Raw genomic sequence first — 23,795 nt, 5'->3', positions numbered from 1 at the left:
TCCGGAGCAACCGGAAGATCGGCCGCCTGAGCGGTGGTAGCGGTAGCAGCAGCTGCCACGCCGAGCATCAAGCCCTTGAGTTTCATTTCTGACCTCCAATCAGTCATTTCAATTGGCACTCAAATCAGAAGCGCCATTTGTCCCCGCGAATTAAGTCTGCGTTTGCTTCCGATCGGAGGTTGGATGTCCGTGGCATGCAAACCAGTGCGGCTCGAAGCCGCTCGCACCATGACCATACGCATCCACATTCGCGGTTCAACATCGAATACGCGTTCCACCCTGCCCGGAAGCTGTTTTCAAAAACCGGTGTTGCGCGAATGTCACAAAAATGGGGGAGATCTTTAGAAACTGTTAGGAAATGAGCGCTCTAGAGCCTCTCGCAAGGGCATAAAACAGCGCGTTTCTTCCGATCAAAAGGCAAATGCACCACAAAAGGAGGGTGCAGAATCGATCCTTTGAAAGGAGACGGCCCAGCAGATTGGAGCCTGCCGGGCCGCATGACTGACCGGAGTTCAGAAACTCTCAGTCAGGATTCTAACCGTTAGATTAGAATGTCCGCTGCATACGAACACCGAAGAGGAGTTCGTCGACGTCGCTTGAGCCCGACGCACCCGGAGCCGGGTTGTCGAAGCTGGTGTTGGAGTAACCGATGTCGGCACCCATGACGAAACCGGAAACCGGCTGCCACTGTACGGAACCGTCGATTGCCCAACGATCGATGTCGCCCAGAGCAGAGGTGCCCGTGTCGATGTGAGCCCACGAACCGTCAGCTGCAAGACCGATGGTCGGCGTTGCCTGAACGTACAGACCAGCAGACAGGGAGTAACCGGAGTTGGTGTCGCCGTTGCTGTCGTAGTCAGACGGGGAGTAGGTCGTTCCGCCGGTGGTGACTTCGAAGCCGGTGATGCCGTTACCGATGTAAGACAGAGCGCCGTCAGCGTAGAAACCCTGGAAGTAGATGTTGGAACCGGAGTTTGCGAACGGCAGGTTGACGTTCACGCCGGCGCCGATTGCCCAGCCGAGGCTGTCTTCATCGCCGGAAGCGTTGGTGCTGTTGAAAGCAGCGTCCGGGTAGACCTGGTGCAGGGCACCGGAGATCTGTGCAGAACCCCAACCCTGGGAAACGCTGAGAGCAGCAACGATGTCAGGCATACGGGTTCCGCCGTAGTCACCAACTTCGCGGCCGGAACGGTCTTCAACAGCGAGGGTCGCGGAGAAGCCGTTGCCGAAAGCAGCGGTGTATGCGAGCTGGTTGACCGTGGAGTCGGACCAGTCACGCGTGACAACACCCATGAACACCTGACCGGTGTAGATGTTGAAGTTGGAGCCGAGGTAACCAGCTGTCAGGCCGCCCCACTGGATGTAACCAGCGTCCAGCTTGAAGCCGCTTGAACCGTTGGTGATATCCATACGCAGACCGACATATGCACGCAGGGTGCCGAATTCGGTAGCGTTACGGGCATCAAGGTATGCGTAACCGCGTGTCAGCCAGGAATAGCCGTCAGCGTCACGATCCTGCCAGCCGCTTGTCGTTGTAAAGTCGTCGTTGTCCAGGACGTTGTTGACAACGAACTGCGTACGCAGACGGCCACCGACGCGCAGGCAGGTTTCAGTGCCCGGGATGTAGTAGAAGCGTGAACCGTAAGCGTCACAGACGCGAACGTAGTCGACCGGCTCCGGAGCAACCGGAAGATCGGCCGCCTGAGCGGTGGTAGCGGTAGCAGCAGCTGCCACGCCGAGCATCAAGCCCTTAAGTTTCATTTTGACCTCCAAACAGTCATTTCAATTAGAGCCTCACCGCGCACAGAATGACGTGACAAGGTCTACCCCCGCGATTTCCTTGAAAAACAACTCAATTGCTCATCATTTGAATTATTTTTCGAAACGAATACTCGTAATCGCGGGTTCCTTAAAACCAGATACACTCTCTGTCTTCAAGCCAAAAACATGTCCAGGTTGCACAACTCATACGGGATGTGTTTTTTCAGCAACAGTTCAAGTTACTGTTTTTTATCATTTATCAGTTTGTTTTTTTAAAAATTCGCAGAAATCCGCCGATTTTATGGAGAATTCTTTTGATTGCATTTTACAATCTAAGTTTGCGAATCTTAAAGTTGTATTTTTTGGGAAAAAAATAGATTTTTAGCGCTATTTTAAGCCTTTTTCATATAAATCTTATATATATTTTACCATCTTAGATGCTATCTATGAATTTTTACTTCATTTTCTCTTGTCTTTTATATGACGTCTTATTTTTTATATTTCCGATTTTCATATTCTCGCATTACGTGCATCTTCATTGCTGTAATTTACCTTAAGTTAGATACTGGAATCACGCACGATTGCGTCCCGGCAAACGGACAACAGTTTCGGCGCACCGGGCTGCCAGTCAGATGGGTGAAAACATTATCTTGATATTTTTCAGATACTTATTGGACAACAAATGACACAGTCGCGCTGCCGCCGGATGCGTCGAGGATCGTCACATGCGCGTATCCAGGTGCCTCCGGCCGCCAGACAAGCTGATTCTGCAGAGCATCTGCCTGATGCGGGCGGCCGTTGACCAAAAACGCGTAAGGGGCGCTGCCACCCTTGAATTTCACGACAATGGGTTGTGCCGTTTGGGCGCCATGCGCGTCCGTCTCAAACCCCAGATGCAGTTCGGCTCCGTCGGGCGGATACGAGATCGACAACGTGTCTTCCAATTGAGAAGCGGCGCGATTCCCCTGCGTTCTTGCATGGCGCAGGGACAAGGGAACCGCGCCTTCCAGAAGCGCGCTGACAGTCAGGGGATACGCGTCCAGGGGTTCGCGCCTTGGACCCAGCGCTTGAAACACTTCGTGGAGAATGGGAACCGCGGTCTTTTGTCCTGTTTGTCCGGGAACCGGAGACCCGTCAGGCCGCCCGACCCAGACCGCGGCCACATACCGGCCGTCATACCCGACCGCCCACGCATCGCGGTAGCCGTAGGACGTCCCGGTCTTGTAGGCAATGTGATGCGTTTCCGCGCTTCGTGTCTGCGGCATCCCTCTCAGGATGTCACTAACCATTGCCGCCGCCTTGCGGCTCAGAACAGGCCTTCCAGTGGGCAAACCGGGTTCTGACCGGCAGTTGCCGCGGCAACCGGCAAGCTCGGTTCTCTCACCGCCCTGAGCAAGAGCCGCGTAGGCCTGCGCCAGTTCGCCCAATGTGAGCCCGAGACCGCCCAGACTGACCGCCAGGCCCGCCGGTTTGCGTTTGTCGAGAACCGGCCGGATACCGGCGCGTTTCAAATGTGCCATCAGTCTTGCCGGGCCGACCGTCTCCAGCAGTTGCACTGCTGGCGTGTTCAGGGACAGCTGAAGGGCCTCGCGCAGCGTCACGGTTCCCTGATAGGCCCGATCGAAATTCGCCGGCCGATAGCCGCCAAAGCTGATCGGCCTGTCCGCAATCAGGCTGTCCGGAACACCGATACCTTCCTCAAAAGCAAGTCCGTAGATGAAGGGTTTCAGGGTCGACCCGGGCGAACGGACCGCGCGCGTCATGTCGATATGTCCAAGACGCGCCTCGTCCAGCAGATCCGGAGCCCCGATTCTGGCGACAATTTCGCCGCTGGTGTGATCGGCCACCACGACAGCGAGCGAAACCGGTGCTGGAAAGTCGTTCACACGACGGCGTGCCTGAGCCTCGAGCGTGGCCTGCAGATCCCTGTCCAGGGTAAGCCGATGAACCGTTTTCTCCGGAGCCATGGTGCGCGCGAATCGACTCTCGTGGGCAGCCACCATCGGCATTGCATACCGGCGCGTTCGTATCGGTTCCGCAGACGCTGACGCCGCTTCGGCGGGCGATATGACGCCCCGGGATGCCGCAGCAGCCAGAACACGGTTTCGAGCGGCGCGCGCATTTGCCGTGTACCGGTCCGGGCGCCTCGTTTCCGGGCTTTGGGGCAACGCCACCAGCAATGCTGCCTCAGCAGCGGTAAGGCGTCCGGGTTCCTTGCCAAACCACGTCAGGCTTGCCGCCCGTACGCCTTCAAGATTTCCGCCAAAGGGGGCACGCAGGACGTAGAGACGCAGGATGTCTTCCTTGGTGAACCTTTTTTCCAACTGGATCGAGCGAAGGATCTGTTCGTACTTGCGCTGAAGACTCTTTGTCGGCCTCTCTTCCAGCAGACGGGCAACCTGCATCGTTAGTGTCGAGCCGCCCGAAACAAGACGTCCCTTGCGGACGCTTTGAACGGCTGCCCGCAAAAGCGCCCGGGCATCAACACCACCGTGCTCGAAAAAACGCTTGTCCTCGAATGCAAGCAGCATGTCGAAGTAAAGCGGGTCTATCTTACTCAGATCCACCGGCAAGCGCCATTTGTCGTCGGCACTGATAAAGGCCCTGAGCAGACGCTCATCGCGGTCAAGGACGACAATGGAAAGCGGCAGGGCCGCGGCATCGGTTGGCCGTGACAGGGCCAAATAGTCGGTGTGAACCTTCCAAGTGCCCAGCAAGGCGGCCATGGCACAGCACAGACCGGCGATGCCGAGCGATCGCCGGTACTTCGTCCCCTTTTGCTGCAGCCTTTCCAGCATGGCGTGATTACCGGGTTGGTCCCAGCACCGTGAACCGCGATGTCGCGGTGATGGCCCTTCTCGACGGCAGATACATGTCTTCAACCGACGCAGGGGGATGCGCGAAAGTGCCTGGGGTCGCTGCACGCGCCAGATAGGCAAAGGTCATTTCCTCGCCGCTTTGGCGGTTCTGGTCTACTGCGACTTCGAACCGGTCCTCATAGAACGCGGCATGTTCGGGCGAATCGACCGTCGACAGGAAGGAAAGCCCGGCGACATCTCCCGAGCGCACCAGGCGCGGATTGTCGATGACCAGTCCAGCAGGCAGGCGGTCGACCACCATCAGCCGCGCAGGCTGGCCGGTCAGGGCGCGGACGGTCAGCACAACGGCCAAGCGGGTGTTCACCGGCACCGCTGCCGGGTCAACCGGGTTTCCGTTGAGATCGTAGACCGTGCGCTCGATCGAATAGTCCCGTCCTCCTGCCGGTTCCGGAACAACGGGTTGCCCGGCAACGGAGACAAGCAGATCGGTCGCCGTCGTGCCGTTGTTGACGACCTCGACGGGCGCTCCCGCCAGATCGGCTCCTTCAAGCGCCCATGCGAGACGCCCCGGCGTTTGCGCGCCGTCAACCGAAAGGCGCGCTTCCTCGGCCGATTCGTTCAAAGCGTTCGCGGCAAGAAGCATCCAGGCCATGTCCTGGGTTGACCGGTTCGGCGTCTGACCCTGCGCTGCCTCCAGCTGGTCCACTGCCTCGTCCCTCAGCCGGGTTCCGGCCGAAGCCGTGACGACGTAGTCGGTGACAGCCGCGCTGTCGCGCAGGCGCGAACCGTAGTCATCCCTGAAGACGGTGGACGTATCGCGCGGCAGATCGGCCAAGGCGGCGGAAAAGCCGATGGTAGCCCGTTCGCTTTCGCCGTAAAGCGATAGCCCGGCGGCAACCTGCGCCTTGGCAAGCGGTGTTGCAAAGTCCTGCAGTTTTGCGTCGAGATAGTAGCGCAGGTCGCCCATGGAGGCCCTGCCGTTCCGGGCAAGGACATAAAGCGCATATGCGATATCCTCGCCGCCGTTCTGAAAATCTGAGGCGTAGGACAACCGGTTTTCAAGATTGTCCAGGGCGGTCGTGAAGGCGAGATCGGGGACACTGTAACCCTTTTCGCGCGCACGGGTCAGAAAGTCCGTCACATAGGCAGACAGCCATGTGTCGCCGCCGCCGTAGCTGTTCCACAATCCGAAATCACCTGAAGAGGACTGATTGGCAAGAACCGCGGCAATTGCCTTTACGACACGTTCGCGAATGGCGTCGTCTCCGCCCAGGCCCGCCGTTTCCGCAACCTCACTCAGGTAGAGCAAGGGCAAGGCACGGCTGGTCGTCTGTTCGGTGCACCCGTAAGGATACCTGTCGAGGGCAGCCAGTAGCCCGGCAAGGTCAATGCTGGCTGCCCCGCCGGCGGTCAGCGTCACATTCACGGTCGATGGGTTCAGTCCGTCAAAGCTGTCGGCGCTGAGCGTCAACCTGCCACCGGCGGCCAGTTGGAACGATGACCGGCGCACGGTTTCCGGCTGGTTGTCTCTGATTTCGAGTCCAATCCGTTTGACGTAGTCCGCACCATCTGGTCCGGTCAGGGCCGCAACCAGTTCGCTTTTGGCAATGGCCGCACCCGCGCTCACTGGCAGAAGCACGAGCGCTTTCTTGCCGTTTTCGATTTCAACGCTCCGAGCCTTTTTGGGCGCATTGTCGACCGCCAGGCCGTCGCCCGCCGAAACGTCCAGCTGGTAGGCTCCTGAAGGCCCGTCGACATTGTCGATCTCGATCGCAATGCGTGACACGTCACCCGGTGCCAGAAAGTATGGCGCGCTTGCGGTCATCACCACCGGCGAACGGACTTCGACCTCCTGCTCCGCGTGCCCGACGCCCTCGGCAGTCCAGGCCACCACCATCAGCTTCAAGGCCCCGTTGAATGCGGGAACGTCGAAAGACACCACGGCTTCGCCGTCAGGCCCGACATCCACCAAGCCGGAGAACAGGGCGACGGGTTCCTCGTCAGGCGGCGGCGAATCAAGACGAAGCGACATCGCATCGCCACCCGACCGCACCCGGCCCGAGGACCCGGCCATCCGGTCGATAAGCTGACCGTAGAGATCCCGGATATCCGTGCCGAGGCGGCGCTGACCGAAATACCAGTCATCCGGATTCGGCGTTTCGTAATTGGTCAGGTTCAAAATGCCGACATCGACCGCGGCGACCGTGAGGTAGGCCTCGGTTCCCGCCTCGAGATTGGCAAGTCTGACAGGCACGTCGAGCTTTGTTTCGGGAAGGATCCGGTCCGGCGCGGAAACCTCTACATCAATGCTCCGATTACCGGGATCAACCTGCAACCAGGACAGGCCAACCGAACGGGATGGCATGCGTTTCTGATCGATGTCCATCGGCCGGTAGAGGCTGGCCGTCACATAGGCCCCTGCCCCCCAGTCATCACTGACCGGGATTTCGATTTCGGTCTCTGCGGCAGTCACTTCAATGCTCTGGCTCGCTACCAGACCGCCGGCGACCACGTTCACGACAGCGATGCCCGCCATCTGCGGCTTCAGCCGGAGTTTCGCGACTTCGCCCGGCCGGTAACTGGCCTTGTCCAGACCGACATCGAGATAGTCCGGTGTGTCGCTGGTCGCATCCGCTGAATACCAGCCGGCATTGAAGGAAAGGCTCGTCGCTGTCTGAAGCGCACCGCTGCCCTTGATATCCAGCCGGTATTCGCCCCACTCAACCGGCAGCGAGAGAGTGGCAGGGTTTGCAGCCGACGTTTCGATTTCGCCACTGGCGACGCGCTGCGAGGTCGTGATCGGTTCGAAGGACCAGCGCCCGTCGAGACGGTACCACTGGTATCTGCGATTGACCTTGGAAAGCGTCCAGGTCAGGCCAGCCGCGTCTGTCTGCCTGCCATCCTCACCGACGGCAATGATCGAGAAGCCCGCCGGTCCGCCTTCGTCGACACCACCATCAAATGCGGGTTTGATGCCGATGCGCGGCCCGTCCAGGGCAACGGGCAGTTCAAGGTCTCGCTCGACATAGCGGCCACCGGCCTCGACAAGCCGCGCAACCAGCGTTCCCCCGTAGAGCGCCGTGGTCTCTGGCAATGCCGGCATTGCGACATCGAAGGACAATTTGCCGTCTGCGTCCGTTTTCAGCCCGGATGGAATTTCTCCGCGTCGCGAATAGGTTTCTTCACTCTCAAGTCCGAAGACGTATCCCGGATGGTCCTTCATGGTCCTTACGGGACGAACAATCACGTCACCCTCGAGCGACTGGCCGCTGGCAGGCGATCCGTAGAGGAACCTCGCCTCCAGCGAGACTGTGGTCGGCGCGGCCCTGCTGAAGGCCTTCGCCTGTGTCTCCAGATCGAAATCGACACGCTCGGGCTGGTAGTCCTCCACCAGGAACGTCTCCTGCGCGAGCGCACGGCCCTTCGGATCGGCAAAAATCTGCCAGGACCAGATGCCCTGCTGCGCGGATGGGCCGAGATCGAGATCCTTGAGATGTCCGCCCAGCCCGGCATCGGAGACCGTGAAGCGGGCATGTTCAACGCCATCCGGCCGGTTGAACACAAAGGTCAGCGGAAAGTTCTCCTGCGCAACGGCTTTTGAATTCCGCAGAAGCGCCTGCGCGTGAACCGTCTCGCCTGCCTTGTAGATGCCCCGGTCGGTCCAGGCGAATACATCCAGCGGGCCCGGTGCCGGGCGCCCCTCCACTCCCCGGTCGGAAAGATCGAACGCCGGTTTGCGCAGGTCCAGGAACGAATAGTCGCCTTCAGCGGTTTCAGCAATCAGGACGCCCGGTGCCGATCCGCCCCGTCCGCGCGTCAGCCCGGTCGCGAATTCGGCGAACCCGTCCTGGTTCGTGGTGGTTTCCCCAAGAATATCGTTGTTGACCGCAAGCAACCTGACCGTCACGCCTTCAATGGCCTCCGCGGATGCGAGCGACCGGATGTTCGCCGTAATGCCGTTGTCGCCACTGAGCGCCGTCAAGCCGAGGTCCGACACAAGAAACCACTGGGTCGCAAGCGTTCCCCAGCGGTTTTTGACATCGAGTTTCGACCGCGCCGTCAGTGCGTAAATTCCGGGCTTCAGATCAATGCCCGTGTCGGCGACAGGGAATGCCGTCGTCACGTCCAGATTGAGCGGGTTTTCGGTCTCAAGGATACCTGACCAGACCTTTTCACCCAGTTCGTCTTCAATGCGCTCCGCCTGCCACGGATCGAGCTGGCGCAGAAAACGGTTGTCGCGAAGCACATCGGCAACAGACCGGTTGCCGACCCGATAGATGGCGGTTTCGACTTCGTTCGTGTTGACCGAAACGATCGGGATGGTCGGATTGCCACCCGAGGGCAGGACATAGGACCGGCTCAGGAAGTGAACCGACGGCGACCGGTCCTTGACGTAGATCGAGAGTTCAGAGGTTTTCTCCAGTTTCTCGCCATCGGCGACAGGAAGCCCGCTGCGGGCAGTCACCTGATAACGCGCCCCGTGTTCCAGCCCGTCGGCACAGATCTGTGTTCCCTCGGCCTCGATCGAGGCCGTGGTCGGACCGCGAACGGTGACATAGGGGGTCAAATCTTCGCCGAGCGGCAGTTTCTGTGAGAAAACAAGGCAGACCCTTGGTGCCGTGCTGTCTGAATCCACCTGGTGATCGACAATCCGAAAGCCGTGCTGCGCCACAAGCTCATCGTAGCGGCGGCGAAGGCCGGGGTTTTCACTAAGCGCAAGAGACGCTCTCAGGGACTTGATCGCCGGCTTGAATTCACTCCGGCGCACCAGGGTGCTGCCGAGGAGGTCCAGTGCAAATGCGCGCTCCGGGAGAGTAATGGCGCGAAGATAGGCGTTTATTGCTGCTGAGACCGCGTTTTTCTGCTTGGTTTCCCGCTCCTGCCAGTTTTCGGGGTTTTGCGCCAGCAGGGCCTGGGTGAGTTGGGTCCAGGCCGTGTAGTCACCCGGTTCCAGAACAATGAGTTGCACGAAATCAGCTTCGGCGAGCGCTCCGTTGCGGTTTCTGAGAGCCGCAAGCCCCTCGGCACGCAACTGTTCGACCGTTGCGCGGCTGGTCCGGCGAGAATTTGCCAGGCTCTGAGAATAGGTTTCTGCACTTTCCAGTTGCGCACGCGGCACGAATTCCAGTTCGGCCCTGCGATCCGCGCTCTGGTCGGCACGCCGGGCCTGGACCTCGACCACCCGCCCCGCGATGGCTCCCTGAAAACTCTGGAGTTCACCGAAATCCGATTTAAGGAAGCACCAGCCCGCGGAGGTGTTGAAGGTGAAGGCGCGGCACTGATTGTCCTCAAGACAGGCGCTGGTACAGCCGTTCAGGTCGACATCCTTGACGGTTCGATAGTCTCCACCGAAGAAGTCCGCGTCATCGATTGTCACAATGCGCCGATCCTGGGCATTGGCCGACGGGACTTGTGCCATCGCCGCAGCAAGGATCAGCGGGACCGAGAGCAGCCTGAAAGCGCGCCCCTTGAAGCGCGTCGTGATCGAATGAATAGATGCAAAAGCTTTGAATGAAACAAACATGCCTGTCCTCCCGGACCGAGAATTTTCTCTATCAAGGCACCGGAACGTGACAAGGACAAGGCAAATCTGGCGTGCGACCGGGGAGAACGGCCTCAGCCGATCCGGTCGAGCAACTCGTCAATAAGCGAAGCAACCTCGTTCGCCGCCTTGCTTGACGGCGCATCCTCGGGCACGGCAATGCCTTTGCCCATGGCGGACGCAAAAACCGTGCGATTGCCGAGGCGTGCGTTCAACGTCTCATAACCCGATTCAGCGATGGCTTCCGCCATTTCACCCGTCAGCGAGGCGCGCGGGGGAACTCGGTTCAAGACGAGCAACGCCGGCGTGCTTTCACGGTTGGCAAGGTCGATGGTCTGGGATGTCGCCCACAGGTCGACCGGCGTGGGCTGAACCGGGACAATGACGAAGTCAGCTGCGTCGATTGCAGGCTTTGCGTCCGTATCCGTCTTGGGCGGCGTATCGACGACGACATAGCCGTGCGAGCGGGCCAGCGACCGCGCCTCGCGGCGTGCGCCCCAGCCGGACGCCGTGCGAAATTCAAGACCGGTTTCGTCCTCGCCGAGCGTTTCCTCGCGGGCTTCGAACCAGGTTCCAAGAGACCCTTGCGGATCGACGTCAAGGATTGCCACCGGTTCACCCGACTGTTTGGCCAGCGCCACCGCAAGGTGAGCCGCCAGGGTGGTTTTGCCGGATCCGCCCTTTTGCTGGGCAACTGTCAATATTCGGCCTGACATCGCACTTCTCCAGAATGGGACCTGCATTGTGCGACGCAACTTTTCGCAGCGCAACAAAACAATGGTGCAATACGAAATAAATCAGCGGGAACGCCTTCTCAACCCTGCGTTTTCCACGCAAGTCCGGTTAATTGGCGCTTATTTTCCGCCGAGTGCGCTGTAAACGTTCCATGAGGGCCGTCCTGTCACCGGCAGGCCATACTTGGCTTCGGCCTTGCGGATGCCGGCTCGCGTCAGCGGCCCCACCTTGCCGTCAGGTTCGCCGACATTGAAACCGTTTCTGTTGAGGAGCTTCTGCAATTCAAGACGTTGCGCCCGCGAGAGGCCGGGGTTGTCCGTCGGCCAGGGTGTCTTGAACGGTTCACCGTCTGCAACAAGTTCGGAAAGGAGAGCAATTGCAAGCCCGTAGGAGGTCGACACGTTGTAGGACCGCAGGGCATTGAAATTGCGCGTGACAAGAAAAGCGGGACCGTTCGCGCCGGCCGGGCGGATCAGCGCTGCCTCGGTCTTGCCCGAGACGCTGCCGCCACCGATCTTCTTGAAGCCGCGCTTTCCCCAGGTTGACAGCGATGCGCGCTTCTTGAGACCGGTCGGGCCGGAATATCCGGAAGGCACCTTGACCTCGTAACCCCACGCACGGCTGTCTCTCCAGCCTGCATTTTTGAGGAAGTTCGCGGTCGATGCCAGGGCGTCGGGAACGGAATTGACAAGATCCTTGCGCCCGTCGCCGTCGAAATCCACGGCGAGGCTGTTATAGGTGCTGGGCATGAACTGCGTCTGGCCGAAAGCACCCGCCCAGGACCCCTGAAAATCGTTGACCGGAACATCTCCGCGCGAGGCAATCTGCAATGTCTTGATGAGTTCGCCGCGGAAATACTTTTGCCGTCTCTTCCCGGCACAGACCAGATTGGCAAGCGCATGGGGCGTGTAGAAATCCCCCTTGAACTGGCCGAAGTCGCTCTCGATACCCCAGACGGCCAGAACGACGTGGCGATTGACGCCATATCGCTTCTCGATAGCCGAGAGTGTCTGGCGGTGCTTGCGGAGGTTTTTCTTGCCATCCTTGATACGCTCCGCATCGACAAGAAAGGCCATGTAGTCCCAGATTTCTGTCTTGTATTCCGGCTGGGACGTGGAGAAGCGGATCACCTTCTCGTCGAAGGATGCGCCCTTGAGCATGCGCTCGGCGACTTCCGGCCGCACACCTGCGGAAACTGCTTCCTGTTTCAGCGAGGCAACACAGCTTTCTATGGCAAGGGCACTCTGTGAACCCGCGGTCCAGATCAGACCCGACCCGAGCGCCATGAGCGCCAGCCTTCTCAACCCAAATCTCGGCATGAGCCCCTCCAAGAGCATTGATTCCTCTGCGGGATGTTTAGATCATCGCACGACGGAAATGCGGCGAAAAAGGGATGAATGCGCACTTAACCACCAAGGACCTGCAATTCCCGGTTCCAATTCCGCTTCCGCGAAGCAGGTTATCCGTTGAAATAGCGTCTTCCGGAGCTGTCGGCCCACACATTCGCCCGCCCGATCAGACGCCGCAACGCGAGCAGCCCCGCGTCATGACCTTCCTTACCGCCACCCCCGGACATACACGCCCATGCGAGCACGACAGGCTTGATCGAGACTTCAAACAGCGCCGTCGCGGATGTCAGAACGCAGATCTCGGTGTCGATGCCGCAGACATGCACTTCGGAGATACCGTTGAGATGCACCCACCTGAGAAGATCGCAGGACACCGCCGAATACTGCGGCTTGTCGAACACGAAGGCGTGGGAGACCGGCTTGAATGCAAGTTCGACCTCCGCAGTGTCCGGCAGAAACCTGTTCCAATCCAGAAAACGGCGATGGGGCGAGTTGGCGTGATTGACAAACCGGGACGCGGCGACGTGGCGATAGCCCTGCTGCAGGTCCTCCACGATGCCGGGAATGTGGTCCGTGCCTGCGGAAACGAAGCCCGCCTGAACATCCACGATCAACAATCCGATATGAGCCTGCATGGTGGCCGCCTCCCGTTTACCGACAGGCGACCACAGCACTGCGATATGCGCAAGCCGTCACGTGAGACAGGCTGAATCGCTTTATTTGCCCTCGATCAGTTTCCTGCGCAGCCATCCCGAGGCCTGATCCATCATGATCACAACCAAGATCGTCAGGATGATAATGTAGCTGGTGTTTTCCCAGTCACGGGACGTCTTCATGGTCTCGACAAGCATCAGGCCGATGCCGCCTGCCCCGAGCGCACCGATCACGGTCGCCGAACGGGTATTCGATTCCAGGTAGTAAAGAACCTGGGACACAAAGACCGGCAGGATTTGCGGGATGACCCCGAAGCGATAGCGCTGGGTCTGGCTGGCACCCGTCGCCCGGACGCCCTCCACCTGCTTGTTGTCGATGTTTTCAAGCGCTTCGGAAAACAATTTGCCGAGGGTCCCGGTGTCGGTGAAGGCAATCGCAAGCGCCCCGGTCAACGGTCCAAGGCCAAAGGCGCGAATGAAGATCAGCGACCAGATGAGCATGTCGATGCCGCGGAGAAAGTCGAACAGACGGCGCGTGCCGAACCGCAAAAGGAGAGATGGCGTAAAGTTTCGTGCGGCCAGAAAAGCCAGGGGCAAACCCACAAAGGCAGCGATAAGCGTGCCCAGAACAGCCATCATGATCGTTTCAAAGAGTGCGGTGAACACCTCACCGTGCTGCCAGTCGGGATTTCCGAGGAAGTCGTGCATGATCAGCGACATGTTGGATTGTGCCGGATCGATGCGCTCATTGGAAAGTGCGATGGCCCAAAGTTGGCTGAAGGGCATGCCGTGCAGCTCGGACTGGAAGGAGAACCAGAAGTTTTCCCAACCTCCAAAGTAGTTGTGCACTTCGATTTTCGTTTTCGTCACCTGGACGCGCCGGTCAAGTGTGGGGCGCGCATCGAACTTTCTCGGATCGTCCTTTAGCCACTCGGGAACGGGACCGGGCGGCAATTCGGTGGTCACACCGCTATTCGTTGCCGTCACCTTGATGGTGCCGTAGTCGGGTACGGTGAACTCCATCACCTTGCCGGTTATCGTTACCTCATAGCCGTCGCCGAGATCGACAATCGCATTCGTTCCGTCAACCTCTACCCAGCCGGGCAAGTCCTCCTGAGCGTAGGTCGCCCGGCGCTCGCCCTCGATGGCGACCTCCATGATGTCGCGCCGCAGAAGCTTGGTGACATGAACCTTGTAGGCGACACTGTCGGTCGCCAGGATAACGGCTCTTTCGGGCTGCGCTTTCGCCAGCAGTTCCGGCACGCCAAAGGCAAACCATGTGTAGGTCAGGTAAAGAACGATCGCCAAGGGCGCACCGATGGTGAGCCAGGCCCGGCGGCGAACATTGCGGAAAACGGTGCCTCGGTCGAAGACCGGTTCATTGAGTGTATCGACAGCCATAACGAAGTTCCTCAATGCGCCCGGCCGGAGCCGACGAGTTTGCCACGCAGGTAGGACGAGACCTGGTCAATCATCATGATGGTGCAGAACAGCAGCACGAAGATTGCAGCCGTTTCGTCCCCTGCGCCCTGACCCCAGCCGATTGTCCGGCGCAGTTCCTGCCCGATACCGCCCGCGCCGACGAAGCCGAGAATGGCAGAGGCGCGAACGTTGATTTCAAGACGCAGCAGAAAATAACTCAGATAGTTCGGGGCGACCTGAGGCATCACGGCGTAGCGGATGCGCTGCAGCCAGCTGGCACCACAGGCCGACAACCCCTCGATCGGCTTGCGATCAATGTTTTCATTGACCTCGGAAAAGAGCTTGCCCAACGCGCCCGCCGTGTGGACCGCAACCGCGATCATTGCCGGAACGGGGCTGGAGCCGAGAACGAAAATCAGGAACAGAGCGATGATCAGCTCCGGAAACGCCCTTGTGATGTCCATGATACGGCGGACGACCGGGATGAGAGGTCCCCAGCTGTCAACGTTGCGCGTCGACGCCATGGCAAGCACGACCGCCATCGCACCTCCCAGAAGCGTCGCAACCGCGGCTATGTTCAGTGTCTCCAGCATCGCCGGGAGAAAGGTCAGTATGAGACCGAAAAACGCCGGACCGGCCTGCCAGGCTTCGGCAACAATTTCGCCTGGATAATCGAAGAACTTTGAAAGCCCTTGAAGGAAACCGCCGGAATTCATCTCGTTCGATTTCGAGAAACCGGAAACAAGCACTGCAACGACAAGCAGCAGCCCGATCAGCGAGTAGAGCTGGCGGCGTTTGCGCAGTATCAGGATTTCCTGTTCGAGAGCGGCAACAGCCATGTTCTAGGAGCCTTCTGTGGATGAATTCTGGCATGTCGGCAGCACTGTGCCGCGCAGGGCGGTCCTGGTCTCGTCAGCCTCCACGCGCATTCGCGAGCGAAGACTGCAACAGAGATCCGGTAAACGCAGGCACAAGAGTGGCGGTTGACACGACAGCCCGGTGAGCACTGGAACTCGGCCCCGTGCTTTGCTTTTGAAGCTGAACTGCAATCAACGCCTTGCACCAGGCGAACACGGGCCGGCAACCGGCCCGTGTCCTGGTTCGGGTGAACCTTAGTTCTTGTTCTTGGCCTTACGGGCTTCAACGATGTTCACATAAGCTTCGTGCGTGATCGGCATGAAGCCTTTGGTCTCACCAGCTGCGATGTTGTAGGCGCAGTCCGGATCGATGGAGTTCAGGGAGGCGATCAGGCCGGTCATCTTGATCTTGACGTCTTCCGGCAGCTTCTTGGACAGAACAATCGGGCCTTCCGGGATCACCGGGGACTGCCAGATCTGGCGCAGTTCGGTCATGTCGACGAGGCCGGCGTCGGACGCCTTGCGCAAAGCACCGGAGTTGTAACCGTCTTCCCACTCGCCAAGACCGTCGGCCCAGGTCACACCTGCATCGATGTCACCGTTGGAAACGGCAACGATGGTCTGCTCGTGACCGCCGGTGAAGACGACGTCGCCGAAATAGTCTCCGGCTTCCATCGAGTAACCTTCCTGAGGGATGGCAATGGACGGGATCAGGTAACCGGATGTGGAGTTCGGATCACCAAAACCGAAGACCTTGCCCTTCATGTCTTCCAGCGAATTGATTTCGCTGTCGTTGCGGGCAAAACCGATGGAGTAGTAGCCGTAGCCGCCGTCAACATTGACCTTGACCAGAACCGGGTCAACGGCTTCCGGATCAGTCAGGTGAACCTTGGCGTAGCTGGACGCACCGAGCCATGCGAGATCGAGGTTGCCGCCGAGCAGGCCTTCGATCACACCGTTGTAGTCGGCCGGGGCGAAGAGCTTGACCGGAACGCCCAGCAGATCAGCGGTCTTTTCTTCCAGGCACTCATAGGCGCGCAGGCGGTCGGATGCGTTTTCACCGCCGAGAATGCCGATGCGGAATTCGGTGATTTCTTCTGCGCCTGCGACCGAAGCGTTCAGGGCGATCATGCTGACAGCGGCAAGCGCGGCAACTTTGGATACGATTTTCATTTGGGACACTCCCCGAGAGTCTGAAACCGATGACGTTTTGAGGTGCGCAGGCGGTTCAAACCGCTGCCGCCGCCGGGGTCATCGCACCGGCGGATTCTTTTGCGCCAGAATGTCCGGCATCGATGGCAGTGGATGTGGCTGCCTCGTTGAAGCTTTCGTCCGCGCCGTAGATCTCGCGGGCTGCGCTCGTGGTGAGCTCTTCCGGTTTCCCGTCGAAAACGATGAAACCGTCGCGCATACCGATCACGCGGTCGCAATAGCTGCGCGCGGTGTCGAGCGTGTGCAGGTTGCAGATCACCACCTTGTTGTCGCGCTCGTGGATCTCGCGCAGGGCGTCCATGACGATTTTCGCGTTCATCGGATCAAGCGACGCTATCGGTTCGTCGGCGAGGATCATGTGCGGGTTTTGCATCAATGCGCGGGCAATTGCGACGCGCTGCTGCTGGCCGCCGGACAGTTCCTCGGCGCGTTTGGTTGCTTCCTGGACGATGCCGAGACGGTCGAGCGCCTCAAGCGCGTCACTGACGTCGCTGGCGCTGAAGATATTGAACAGGCTCTTGAGCGTACCGTGGCCGTTCAGACGTCCGAGCATCACGTTGGTCGCGACATCGAGGCGAGGCACAAGGTTGAATTGCTGGAACACCATGGCGCAGTCGCGCTGCCACCGGCGCATCATCCCGCCTTTCAGACGCAGGATGTCCCTGCCTTCAAACAGGATTTCACCGGATGTCGCCGGCGTGAGCCTGTTGATCATGCGAAGGAGGGTCGATTTACCCGCGCCGGAACGGCCGATAATGCCAACCATCTGCGGCCTGTCGATGTTAAAACTGACCTTGTTGACCGCAGTCCGAGACCCGAAAGTCTTGGTTACATTCTGGAATTCAATCACCCGACAGCCCTGTCCGTTAAATTGCTTAGCGCCAGGGGGAAAGAGCCATCGGTCGATTACAGTCAGATGACAGGTTTTTGACGTTCAGGCTAAGTATTTATGTCTTTTCAATGACATGGAGGCATTCACCTCAACCATGACTTAGTCGGGTAATGTTTTTTTCCGTTGCGCTTTCGGGCGTTCGTCTGTTGGGGCCGCATTTGCACGACGCCTGTTTTTGAGGCAATGCGGCTTCCTTGCCGCCGCTTCAATATCGGGCATTGGATGTTTTCCGCCGTGTCCCTGCCTTGCAGCTTGTGGAATTCGTCATGGCATTGTCATCAAAAATTCACGTGCAGCGCGCCTCAGCCCGCTAGAAACACAGCCCGTAGTGATCGAACCAGACGGAGACCAGATGCCCGCGCCAACCCAAATGCCCAGCCTGACCGAAGCCCCCAATATTCATCCGGAAGCCAGTGTGCTGAATTGCGAACTCGGGATCTGGACGGAAGTCGGGGCGCGGACCGAAATGCGCGAAAGCCGGATGGACGACTATTCCTATATCGTTCAGGAGGGTGACGTGGTCTGGGCGAGCATCGGAAAGTTCTGTTCGATCGCGCGGCGCGTACGCATCAACCCGGGCAATCACGCAACCTGGCGGGCGTCCCAGCACCATTTCACCTACCGGGCGGCCGCCTACGAACTGGGCGGGGACGATGCCGATTTTTTTCAGTGGCGCAAGGATGACTGGGTAACGATCGGGCATGATGTGTGGATCGGGCACAACGCGACCGTGCTCGCCGGTGTCACGATCGGGACCGGGGCGATCATTGCCGCAGGTGCCGTCGTCTCCAAGGACGTTGCCCCCTATACGGTTGTCGGCGGAGTTGCCGCCAAGCCGATAAAGCGCCGATTCAGCGAAAAACAGGAGCAGGCACTGATGGATATCTGCTGGTGGGACTGGTCCCACGATCAGCTGAAGGAGCGCCTGCCCGACTTCCGGGAACTTCCCATCGACGCGTTTATTGAAAAATATCGATAGGTCTCTTCCACGCGAGCGCTATTGTGCACTTCGCCTGCCGGTGCTTTGCTTCACGGCAAACCGCAACGGAGGCACAAATATGCGCACACGAACGGCCACATGCAGGTGCGGACAGCTCAGCGCAGAATGCAGGGGCGAGCCCGTGCGGGTTTCTGCCTGCCATTGCCTGGAGTGTCAGAAGCGGACCGGAAGCGTTTTCGGGGTGCAGGCGCGCTGGCGCGATGAAAATGTCCGGCTTACCGGAGACTTCAACGAATGGCACCGTGACTGTGACAGCGGCCATGTCGCCACCTATCGCTTCTGCCCGGTCTGCGGGTCGACGCTTGCCTTTGTCATCGAAGGGTGGCCGGGTGTGACCGCCATACCGGTCGGAGCGTTTGCCGACCCGGACTTTCCCCCTCCCCGGTTTTCGGTCTACGAGCATCGCAAGCATCCGTGGGTGGAGATCGGGATTGAAGGCATCGAGCACTCGTCCGATCCGTCCATCGCGTTCACACAGGGCGAACTCAGGAAATGAGCGAAATCGACTTCACCGAAACCGGATGCACCAACATCAGTGTGTCCGCGGGGCTGAACCGGATCATCCTGTACGTGCGCGATGTCGACATCAGCGCCTCGTTTTATGCGTTTTTCTTCGGCTTCAAGGTGCAGACGACACCGACGGACCGGATTACCGAACTCGTTCCGGAAAACGGTGGCGTGCACCTGTTGCTCCACAAGGCCGGGAAGGCGCAAAAACTGGGTCAGGTCGCCGTCAAGCTGGTCTTTGATGTGAGAGATGTTTCCGCATTTCGCGAACAGGCGGCGAAAAAAGGCCTCAAGTTCGGCACTATCCACAAGGCAGACGGATACGAGTTTTCAAATTCAAAGGACCCGGATGGCAACGCACTTCAGGTTTCCAGCCGGGCCTTCAAGTCAGATTGACATTTGCGATTGTCACTCCACCTTTGAAGCAAGCCGCTGTAAACTCCCGAAATGACCAACGAAACCGCCGTTCTAGCCTCCAGCCTCGGCCCCTCCTTAAGGAGATGGCGTGTCCTCAACAGGGTCAAACAGCAGGCCCTTGCCCGGGATCTCGGCGTTTCGCAGAGCAGGATCTCGCGCTGGGAAAGCGGACAGGCAGAACCTGACGCATTCGACCGGCAAAAAATCACGCAACTGCTGCGCGCGCGGCCCGAAACGGCTTCGGACCGTGCTCTGCTGGATCTTGTCACGCAGGCGGCAACACCGGTACATCTCGTTTGCGACCTGACACACAGGTTGCTTGCCGCCTCACCGGCCCGCACGAAGGACTGGCGGGTTTCCGTTGCCGATCTCATCGACACGCCGCTCTGGCGCTTTGCTTCGGAGGGCATAAAGGTGGCCGAGAACGGCCTGGAGGACAGCGGCTGGTTCGAACCGCTGGGTCCTGACATCGTCTACCTGACGGAACGCGCAGAATTTGCGGAACTGACCATCCCGGAAAGCCGGATCCGCATTTCAAGGCTCGCCCTGTCGGACGGGCGTTTTGCGCGTCTTGTCCGGGACGAAGCTCCCCTGCCCGCATAAATTATTCGGACCATCGCACGGCCCGGTCCGACCGGCTACGATGTCCGGCATGACAGATGACGCTTCAAAACACCCGGCAGACACGATGGAACCGCAAAGGCTCGCAGGTATCCTGACCTTTCTTCAGGAAGCCGAACGCCTGAAGGATACGATCCGCTCGGGCTCGACACGCAAGGGACGGCCGGAAAGCACGGCCGAACACAGCTGGCGGCTGACGCTCATGGTGCTCCTGTTTCAGAAGGAACTGGAGGGGATCGACCTGCTCAAGCTTGTGAAACTGTGCGTGGTGCACGATCTCGGCGAGGCGATTTCCGGCGACATCCCGGCACCGCTGCAGCAGGACGGTGACGACCGCGAAACGCGCGAGCGGCAGGATTTCCAGACCCTGTGCGCCGGTCTTGCCGAAGACATCGCCAAGGATCTTCTCAGCCTTTGGGACGAGTATGCCGGGGCCAGTACCGCCGAGGCCAGACTGGCGAAGGCGTTCGACAAGCTGGAAACGATCCTGCAGCACCATTTGATGCCGCCGCAAAGCGCCGAATTTCACGGCTTCAACCTGACCTACGGGACATCAAGAACGGACCAGTTTCCGCTGACGCGGCAAATCCGGGAGGTCGTTGATAACCAGACACGCGTGCTCCTTTCCGAAGCTCAAGACTGAAACGGCTGAGCGCCTTTCGGCCACGTGCCCTTGAACAGCATGAAACGGGTGTTTTAGGGTCTGGAAGACTATCACCGGTTCAAGGACGATCCAGATGTACAAGATCCTCCCGCGCAGCAACGGTCCCGTTCTCGGCGTCGAGATCTCCGGCAAACTCGAGCTAAGCCAGGAACAGGAACTGACCGCAAGGGCCGAAGAGCTGATCGCGGAGCATGACAAGATCAGCATTCTGGTCGTGCTTGGAGATCAGGTGAGCATTTCATTCGAGGCCGCGACCTCCGATATCAAGTGGATGCTGACCCATATGGGACACTTGCGGAAAGTCGCCATCGTTGCCGACAGCAGGGTGCTTGCGGCGCTCGTCGCGGTCGATTCTTTGTTTGCAAAGGCGGTCGGCATCGAGGAGATGCACTATTCCAGGGAAGAAATCGAAACGGCCTGGCACTGGATTGAAAGCTGACGGCTGCGCCGGAGTGTTGTAGCGCAGGTCAAGGGAGCGTCAGTCTGCCAGTTGTTCCTCGCTCAGGAATGCCACCTGCCGCACTTTTCCATCCTTCACCTCGATCATGTGCCCGCGCGGGACTTCCGTCCAGCGGCTGGGTGCTTCGTCGAGCGGTTCTGAAACGACCATCACGCCGTCATCGAATTGCCGATAGTAGAGCGTTGGCGGGAACCTGTCGGACGCGTAGCGCGCGGCATAAAGCGTATTGCCGTCCGACCATGCGGAGGCGAAACGCATATGGGGCGTCTCCCCGGCATAGCGTGACAGGGCTTCCGCCTCATGGACCACACGTGCCATGGCAGCGCGCGGATGCTGGCGCAGCCCATAGGCCAGCGCTATCAGGAACAGGCATTCGCTGTCCGTCCCGCCCATGCGATGCCGGTAAAGGTCATCCGGGATCATGTTGTCGAGGCGACGCCTGACCTTCTCGTAGCCGCCGACCTGGCCGTTGTGCATGAACGCCCAGCGTTCGTGCGTGAAAGGATGGCAGTTGTCACGGGTGGTTGCCGTTCCCGTTGAAGCGCGTACGTGCGCCAGAAAGTGTCCGGAGCGGATATGCCGCGCGATCTGAAGCAGGTTCGGATCGGACCAGGCGGGCCTTACATCCTTGTACAAGCAGGGGGTTTCCCGGTCGCCATACCAGGCGACACCGAACCCGTCCGCGTTGACGGCGGTCTTGCAGGACAGCGCGTTCCGGCTCTGATCAATCAGCGAGTGGGCCGGGTCGCAAATGACCTCTTCCAGATATCTCGGTGCACCACTCCAGGCTGCCCATCGGCACATGTTGTCTAATCCTCGTCAAGCAGCGGTTCTGGTCGCCTTGAAACGCGCCGTTTCCTGATCACATTCATACCAGTCAGCAAGCGGGTAAGGCGCACGTGCAAGTTCATCGACCGCTGCAATGATCCTGTCCGCCTTTTCGGCCGTGAGCAGAACGGAAAAATTGAGCCGAGTCCATCCCGGCTTCTTCAGTTCTTCCCCGGCAAGAATGCCCCGGCGCAACCGATCCGATTCGTCCGCACCGATAGAAAGCAGGCGATGCGCGTAGGGCCCGGCGCATGCACACCCGCCCCGCGCCTGGACACCGTAAGCATCCGACAGCATCCGGGTCACCAACTGCTGGTGAATGTATCCGCCGCGCTCAAGATCACGAACCCGGAAGGAAAAGACCGGCAGGGTATGGCGTGCATGCGGGTTGCCCATGATCTCGATCGCCGGATTGTCCTGCCAGACCGCGAGCGCCTTGCTTCTCCAGCCGGCATTTTTGGCGTCCATCAGGTCCTGCCCGATGGCTTCCTTGACCAGAAAGGCCAGGCAGGCCCGGATATCGCCGATCACGTTAGGGGTCCCTGCTTCTTCGCGCGCGCACAGGTCGGCCGTGTAGTCATGCCCCCAGGGTGAAACGAAGCGAACACTGCCGCCGCCCGGGAAGACCGGCACATCCCGTGTCACGGCGTCCTTGCGCACGATCATGACACCGGACGCGGCCGGACCGCCGAGAAACTTGTGCGGAGACACAACAACAGCATCCTTTTGCGCATTCGTACCGCATCGCATGTCGATCGGAAGATACGGGCCCGAGCCGGCACAGTCCCAGACACTCAAGGCACCATGTTTCTTGAGAAGGCGCGTTACGGCGAGATCGTCCGTCACGATCCCGGTGACGTTGGACATCAACGAAAATGCGCCGACAACCAGTCTGTCCCTGCCGCAGGCAAGCAGCCTTGCCTCCAGGTCTTCCAGATCGGGCCCGCCTGTCACGGCTTCACCGATCTCAATGACCTCCGCACCGCTTTCGCGCCAGGGCAGAATGTCCGAATGGTGCTCATAGGGCCCGAGAAGGACCAGGGGCCTGTCTCCCCGTCTGACAGCTTCGCTCACGCCGAGCAGATGTACCAGCCTGTTGAGACCGGCTGTCGCACCGGAACCGCAAAAGATCGTCGCGTAGGAGCCGTCCGCACCGCACATGCGTGCGATTTCCGCGCGCGCGGCTTCGCGCATCCGCGTCATGGCACTGCCGCAATAGGACGCCTCGGTGTGAGAGTTGGCGTAGACGGGAAGCACTTCGTCCAGAACGAAGTCCTCGATCTGGCGCAGTGCCCGACCGGACGCAACGTAGTCGGCGTAAATCATTTCGCGCTCGCCGAGCGGGCCGGAAATGCCGACGCCCTCCCCGATCAGCCCTGCCCGCAGCTTTCCGACGACATCCGGTGTCTCCAAAGAGGCCCTGAAATGATCGATTGCCGTTCCGGTCTTGTGGGTCATTTGCTGCTCCATTCTTCTGCTGACGCAATCATATGACCTTTTCCGATGAGGAAACTTCACAAGTTTTCTTTGAAAGATATGAAGAATTGTGTCAATTGATCTAAAATGTATAAAAAAATCGATCAGATAGACCGGGCGATCCTTCGCGCGCTGCAAAGAGACGCCCGTCATTCGCAGAGGGAGCTCGCAGAGATCGTCGGGCTGTCACAAAACGCGTGCTGGCGCAGATTGAAGGCGCTTTACGAAAACGGCCTGATCAAAAGCCATACCATCCGTCTGGACCCCGCGCTTCTGGGCCTCAACCTGACGGTGTTCGTGATGATCCGCACGCGGCATCATTCCAAGGACTGGCTGGAAAGCTTCCGGCGCGAAGTCTCGGCGATCCCGAATGTCATCGATTTCTACCGCGTCGCCGGCGACTACGACTACATGCTGAAGGTCGTGGCGGAAGACATGAATGCCTTCGACAAGGTCTATCAGCGCCTGATCGAGAAGGTCGATCTGGACACGGTCACGTCCTACATGACGATGGAGGCGATCGCGGATGCCCGCGATCTGCCGCTTTGAAAGACCGAAATCCCGGTACGTGACCAGGACA

The 23,795-nt window shown here is 59.4% G+C and carries 19 protein-coding genes; 7 read left to right on the top strand and 12 right to left on the bottom strand.

Features of this window, described 5'->3' with window-relative positions:
* Positions 1-546 precede the first annotated feature (546 nt).
* From RBB49_RS24130 to phnC, 10 genes are all read right to left on the bottom strand, one after another.
* The gene (locus RBB49_RS24130; protein ID WP_306145469.1) at positions 547-1,761 is read right to left on the bottom strand and encodes a porin; all 1,215 of its coding nucleotides are present in this window, start codon (positions 1,759-1,761) and stop codon (positions 547-549) included.
* Between the two features lie 668 nt (positions 1,762-2,429).
* Complete coding sequence (gene pbpC / locus RBB49_RS24125; RefSeq protein ID WP_306145468.1) at positions 2,430-4,559, bottom strand: penicillin-binding protein 1C; 2,130 nt, start codon at positions 4,557-4,559, stop codon at positions 2,430-2,432.
* Between the two features lie 7 nt (positions 4,560-4,566).
* Positions 4,567-10,104, bottom strand: coding sequence for an alpha-2-macroglobulin family protein (locus RBB49_RS24120; RefSeq protein WP_306145467.1), 5,538 nt, complete (start codon positions 10,102-10,104; stop codon positions 4,567-4,569).
* Positions 10,105-10,196: 92 nt separating this feature from the next.
* On the bottom strand, positions 10,197-10,838 hold the full coding sequence (gene parA / locus RBB49_RS24115; RefSeq protein ID WP_306145466.1) for a ParA family partition ATPase: 642 nt from the start codon (positions 10,836-10,838) through the stop codon (positions 10,197-10,199).
* Positions 10,839-10,976: 138 nt separating this feature from the next.
* On the bottom strand, positions 10,977-12,176 hold the full coding sequence (locus tag RBB49_RS24110) for a lytic murein transglycosylase (RefSeq protein ID WP_306145465.1): 1,200 nt from the start codon (positions 12,174-12,176) through the stop codon (positions 10,977-10,979).
* A gap of 140 nt (positions 12,177-12,316) precedes the next feature.
* A complete protein-coding gene (locus RBB49_RS24105; protein WP_306145464.1) occupies positions 12,317-12,841 on the bottom strand; it encodes an isochorismatase family cysteine hydrolase in 525 nt (174 codons plus the stop codon).
* Positions 12,842-12,922: 81 nt separating this feature from the next.
* Positions 12,923-14,260 carry a phosphonate ABC transporter, permease protein PhnE gene (gene phnE, locus RBB49_RS24100; protein ID WP_306145463.1) on the bottom strand — a complete coding sequence of 446 codons (1,338 nt, stop codon included), beginning with the start codon at positions 14,258-14,260 and terminating at the stop codon, positions 12,923-12,925.
* Positions 14,261-14,271: 11 nt separating this feature from the next.
* The gene (gene phnE / locus RBB49_RS24095) at positions 14,272-15,120 is read right to left on the bottom strand and encodes a phosphonate ABC transporter, permease protein PhnE (RefSeq protein WP_306145462.1); all 849 of its coding nucleotides are present in this window, start codon (positions 15,118-15,120) and stop codon (positions 14,272-14,274) included.
* A gap of 273 nt (positions 15,121-15,393) precedes the next feature.
* Complete coding sequence (gene phnD / locus RBB49_RS24090; RefSeq protein ID WP_306145461.1) at positions 15,394-16,311, bottom strand: phosphonate ABC transporter substrate-binding protein; 918 nt, start codon at positions 16,309-16,311, stop codon at positions 15,394-15,396.
* Between the two features lie 55 nt (positions 16,312-16,366).
* On the bottom strand, positions 16,367-17,200 hold the full coding sequence (gene phnC / locus RBB49_RS24085) for a phosphonate ABC transporter ATP-binding protein (protein ID WP_306145460.1): 834 nt from the start codon (positions 17,198-17,200) through the stop codon (positions 16,367-16,369).
* A 394-nt stretch (positions 17,201-17,594) separates the two neighbouring features.
* Between phnC and RBB49_RS24080 the strand changes: the two genes are divergently transcribed.
* From RBB49_RS24080 to RBB49_RS24055, 6 genes are all read left to right on the top strand, one after another.
* Entirely contained in the window at positions 17,595-18,221 is a 627-nt protein-coding gene (locus RBB49_RS24080; protein ID WP_306145459.1) for a DapH/DapD/GlmU-related protein, read from the top strand.
* Positions 18,222-18,363: 142 nt separating this feature from the next.
* Positions 18,364-18,738 (top strand): GFA family protein, encoded by a 375-nt coding sequence (locus RBB49_RS24075; protein WP_306145458.1) that lies wholly within the window; start codon positions 18,364-18,366, stop codon positions 18,736-18,738.
* A complete protein-coding gene (locus tag RBB49_RS24070) occupies positions 18,735-19,145 on the top strand; it encodes a VOC family protein (protein WP_306145457.1) in 411 nt (136 codons plus the stop codon). Before RBB49_RS24075 ends, RBB49_RS24070 begins: the two co-directional genes overlap by 4 nt.
* 51 nt (positions 19,146-19,196) lie before the next feature.
* On the top strand, positions 19,197-19,769 hold the full coding sequence (locus RBB49_RS24065; protein WP_306145456.1) for a helix-turn-helix transcriptional regulator: 573 nt from the start codon (positions 19,197-19,199) through the stop codon (positions 19,767-19,769).
* 49 nt (positions 19,770-19,818) lie between these two features.
* Positions 19,819-20,430: an HD family hydrolase gene (locus RBB49_RS24060; protein ID WP_306145455.1), complete on the top strand. Its 612-nt coding sequence runs from the start codon at positions 19,819-19,821 to the stop codon at positions 20,428-20,430.
* A 94-nt stretch (positions 20,431-20,524) separates the two neighbouring features.
* On the top strand, positions 20,525-20,890 hold the full coding sequence (locus RBB49_RS24055) for an STAS/SEC14 domain-containing protein (RefSeq protein WP_306145454.1): 366 nt from the start codon (positions 20,525-20,527) through the stop codon (positions 20,888-20,890).
* 39 nt (positions 20,891-20,929) lie between these two features.
* Here RBB49_RS24055 and RBB49_RS24050 read toward each other — a convergent pair whose 3' ends face one another.
* Together RBB49_RS24050 and RBB49_RS24045 are read right to left on the bottom strand one after the other, a co-directional pair.
* Positions 20,930-21,715: a class II glutamine amidotransferase gene (locus tag RBB49_RS24050; protein WP_306145453.1), complete on the bottom strand. Its 786-nt coding sequence runs from the start codon at positions 21,713-21,715 to the stop codon at positions 20,930-20,932.
* 15 nt (positions 21,716-21,730) lie between these two features.
* The gene (locus tag RBB49_RS24045) at positions 21,731-23,197 is read right to left on the bottom strand and encodes an aminotransferase class V-fold PLP-dependent enzyme (RefSeq protein WP_306145452.1); all 1,467 of its coding nucleotides are present in this window, start codon (positions 23,195-23,197) and stop codon (positions 21,731-21,733) included.
* Between the two features lie 105 nt (positions 23,198-23,302).
* Between RBB49_RS24045 and RBB49_RS24040 the strand changes: the two genes are divergently transcribed.
* Positions 23,303-23,764 (top strand): Lrp/AsnC family transcriptional regulator, encoded by a 462-nt coding sequence (locus RBB49_RS24040; protein ID WP_306145451.1) that lies wholly within the window; start codon positions 23,303-23,305, stop codon positions 23,762-23,764.
* Positions 23,765-23,795 lie beyond the last annotated feature (31 nt).

It is taken from the genome of Roseibium sp. MMSF_3412, from assembly GCF_030733265.1.
In the GTDB taxonomy this organism is placed as follows: Bacteria; Pseudomonadota; Alphaproteobacteria; order Rhizobiales; family Stappiaceae; genus Roseibium.
The sequence above is the reverse complement of the archived record's forward strand: the minus strand, read 5'-3'. Positions and strand labels throughout refer to the sequence as shown.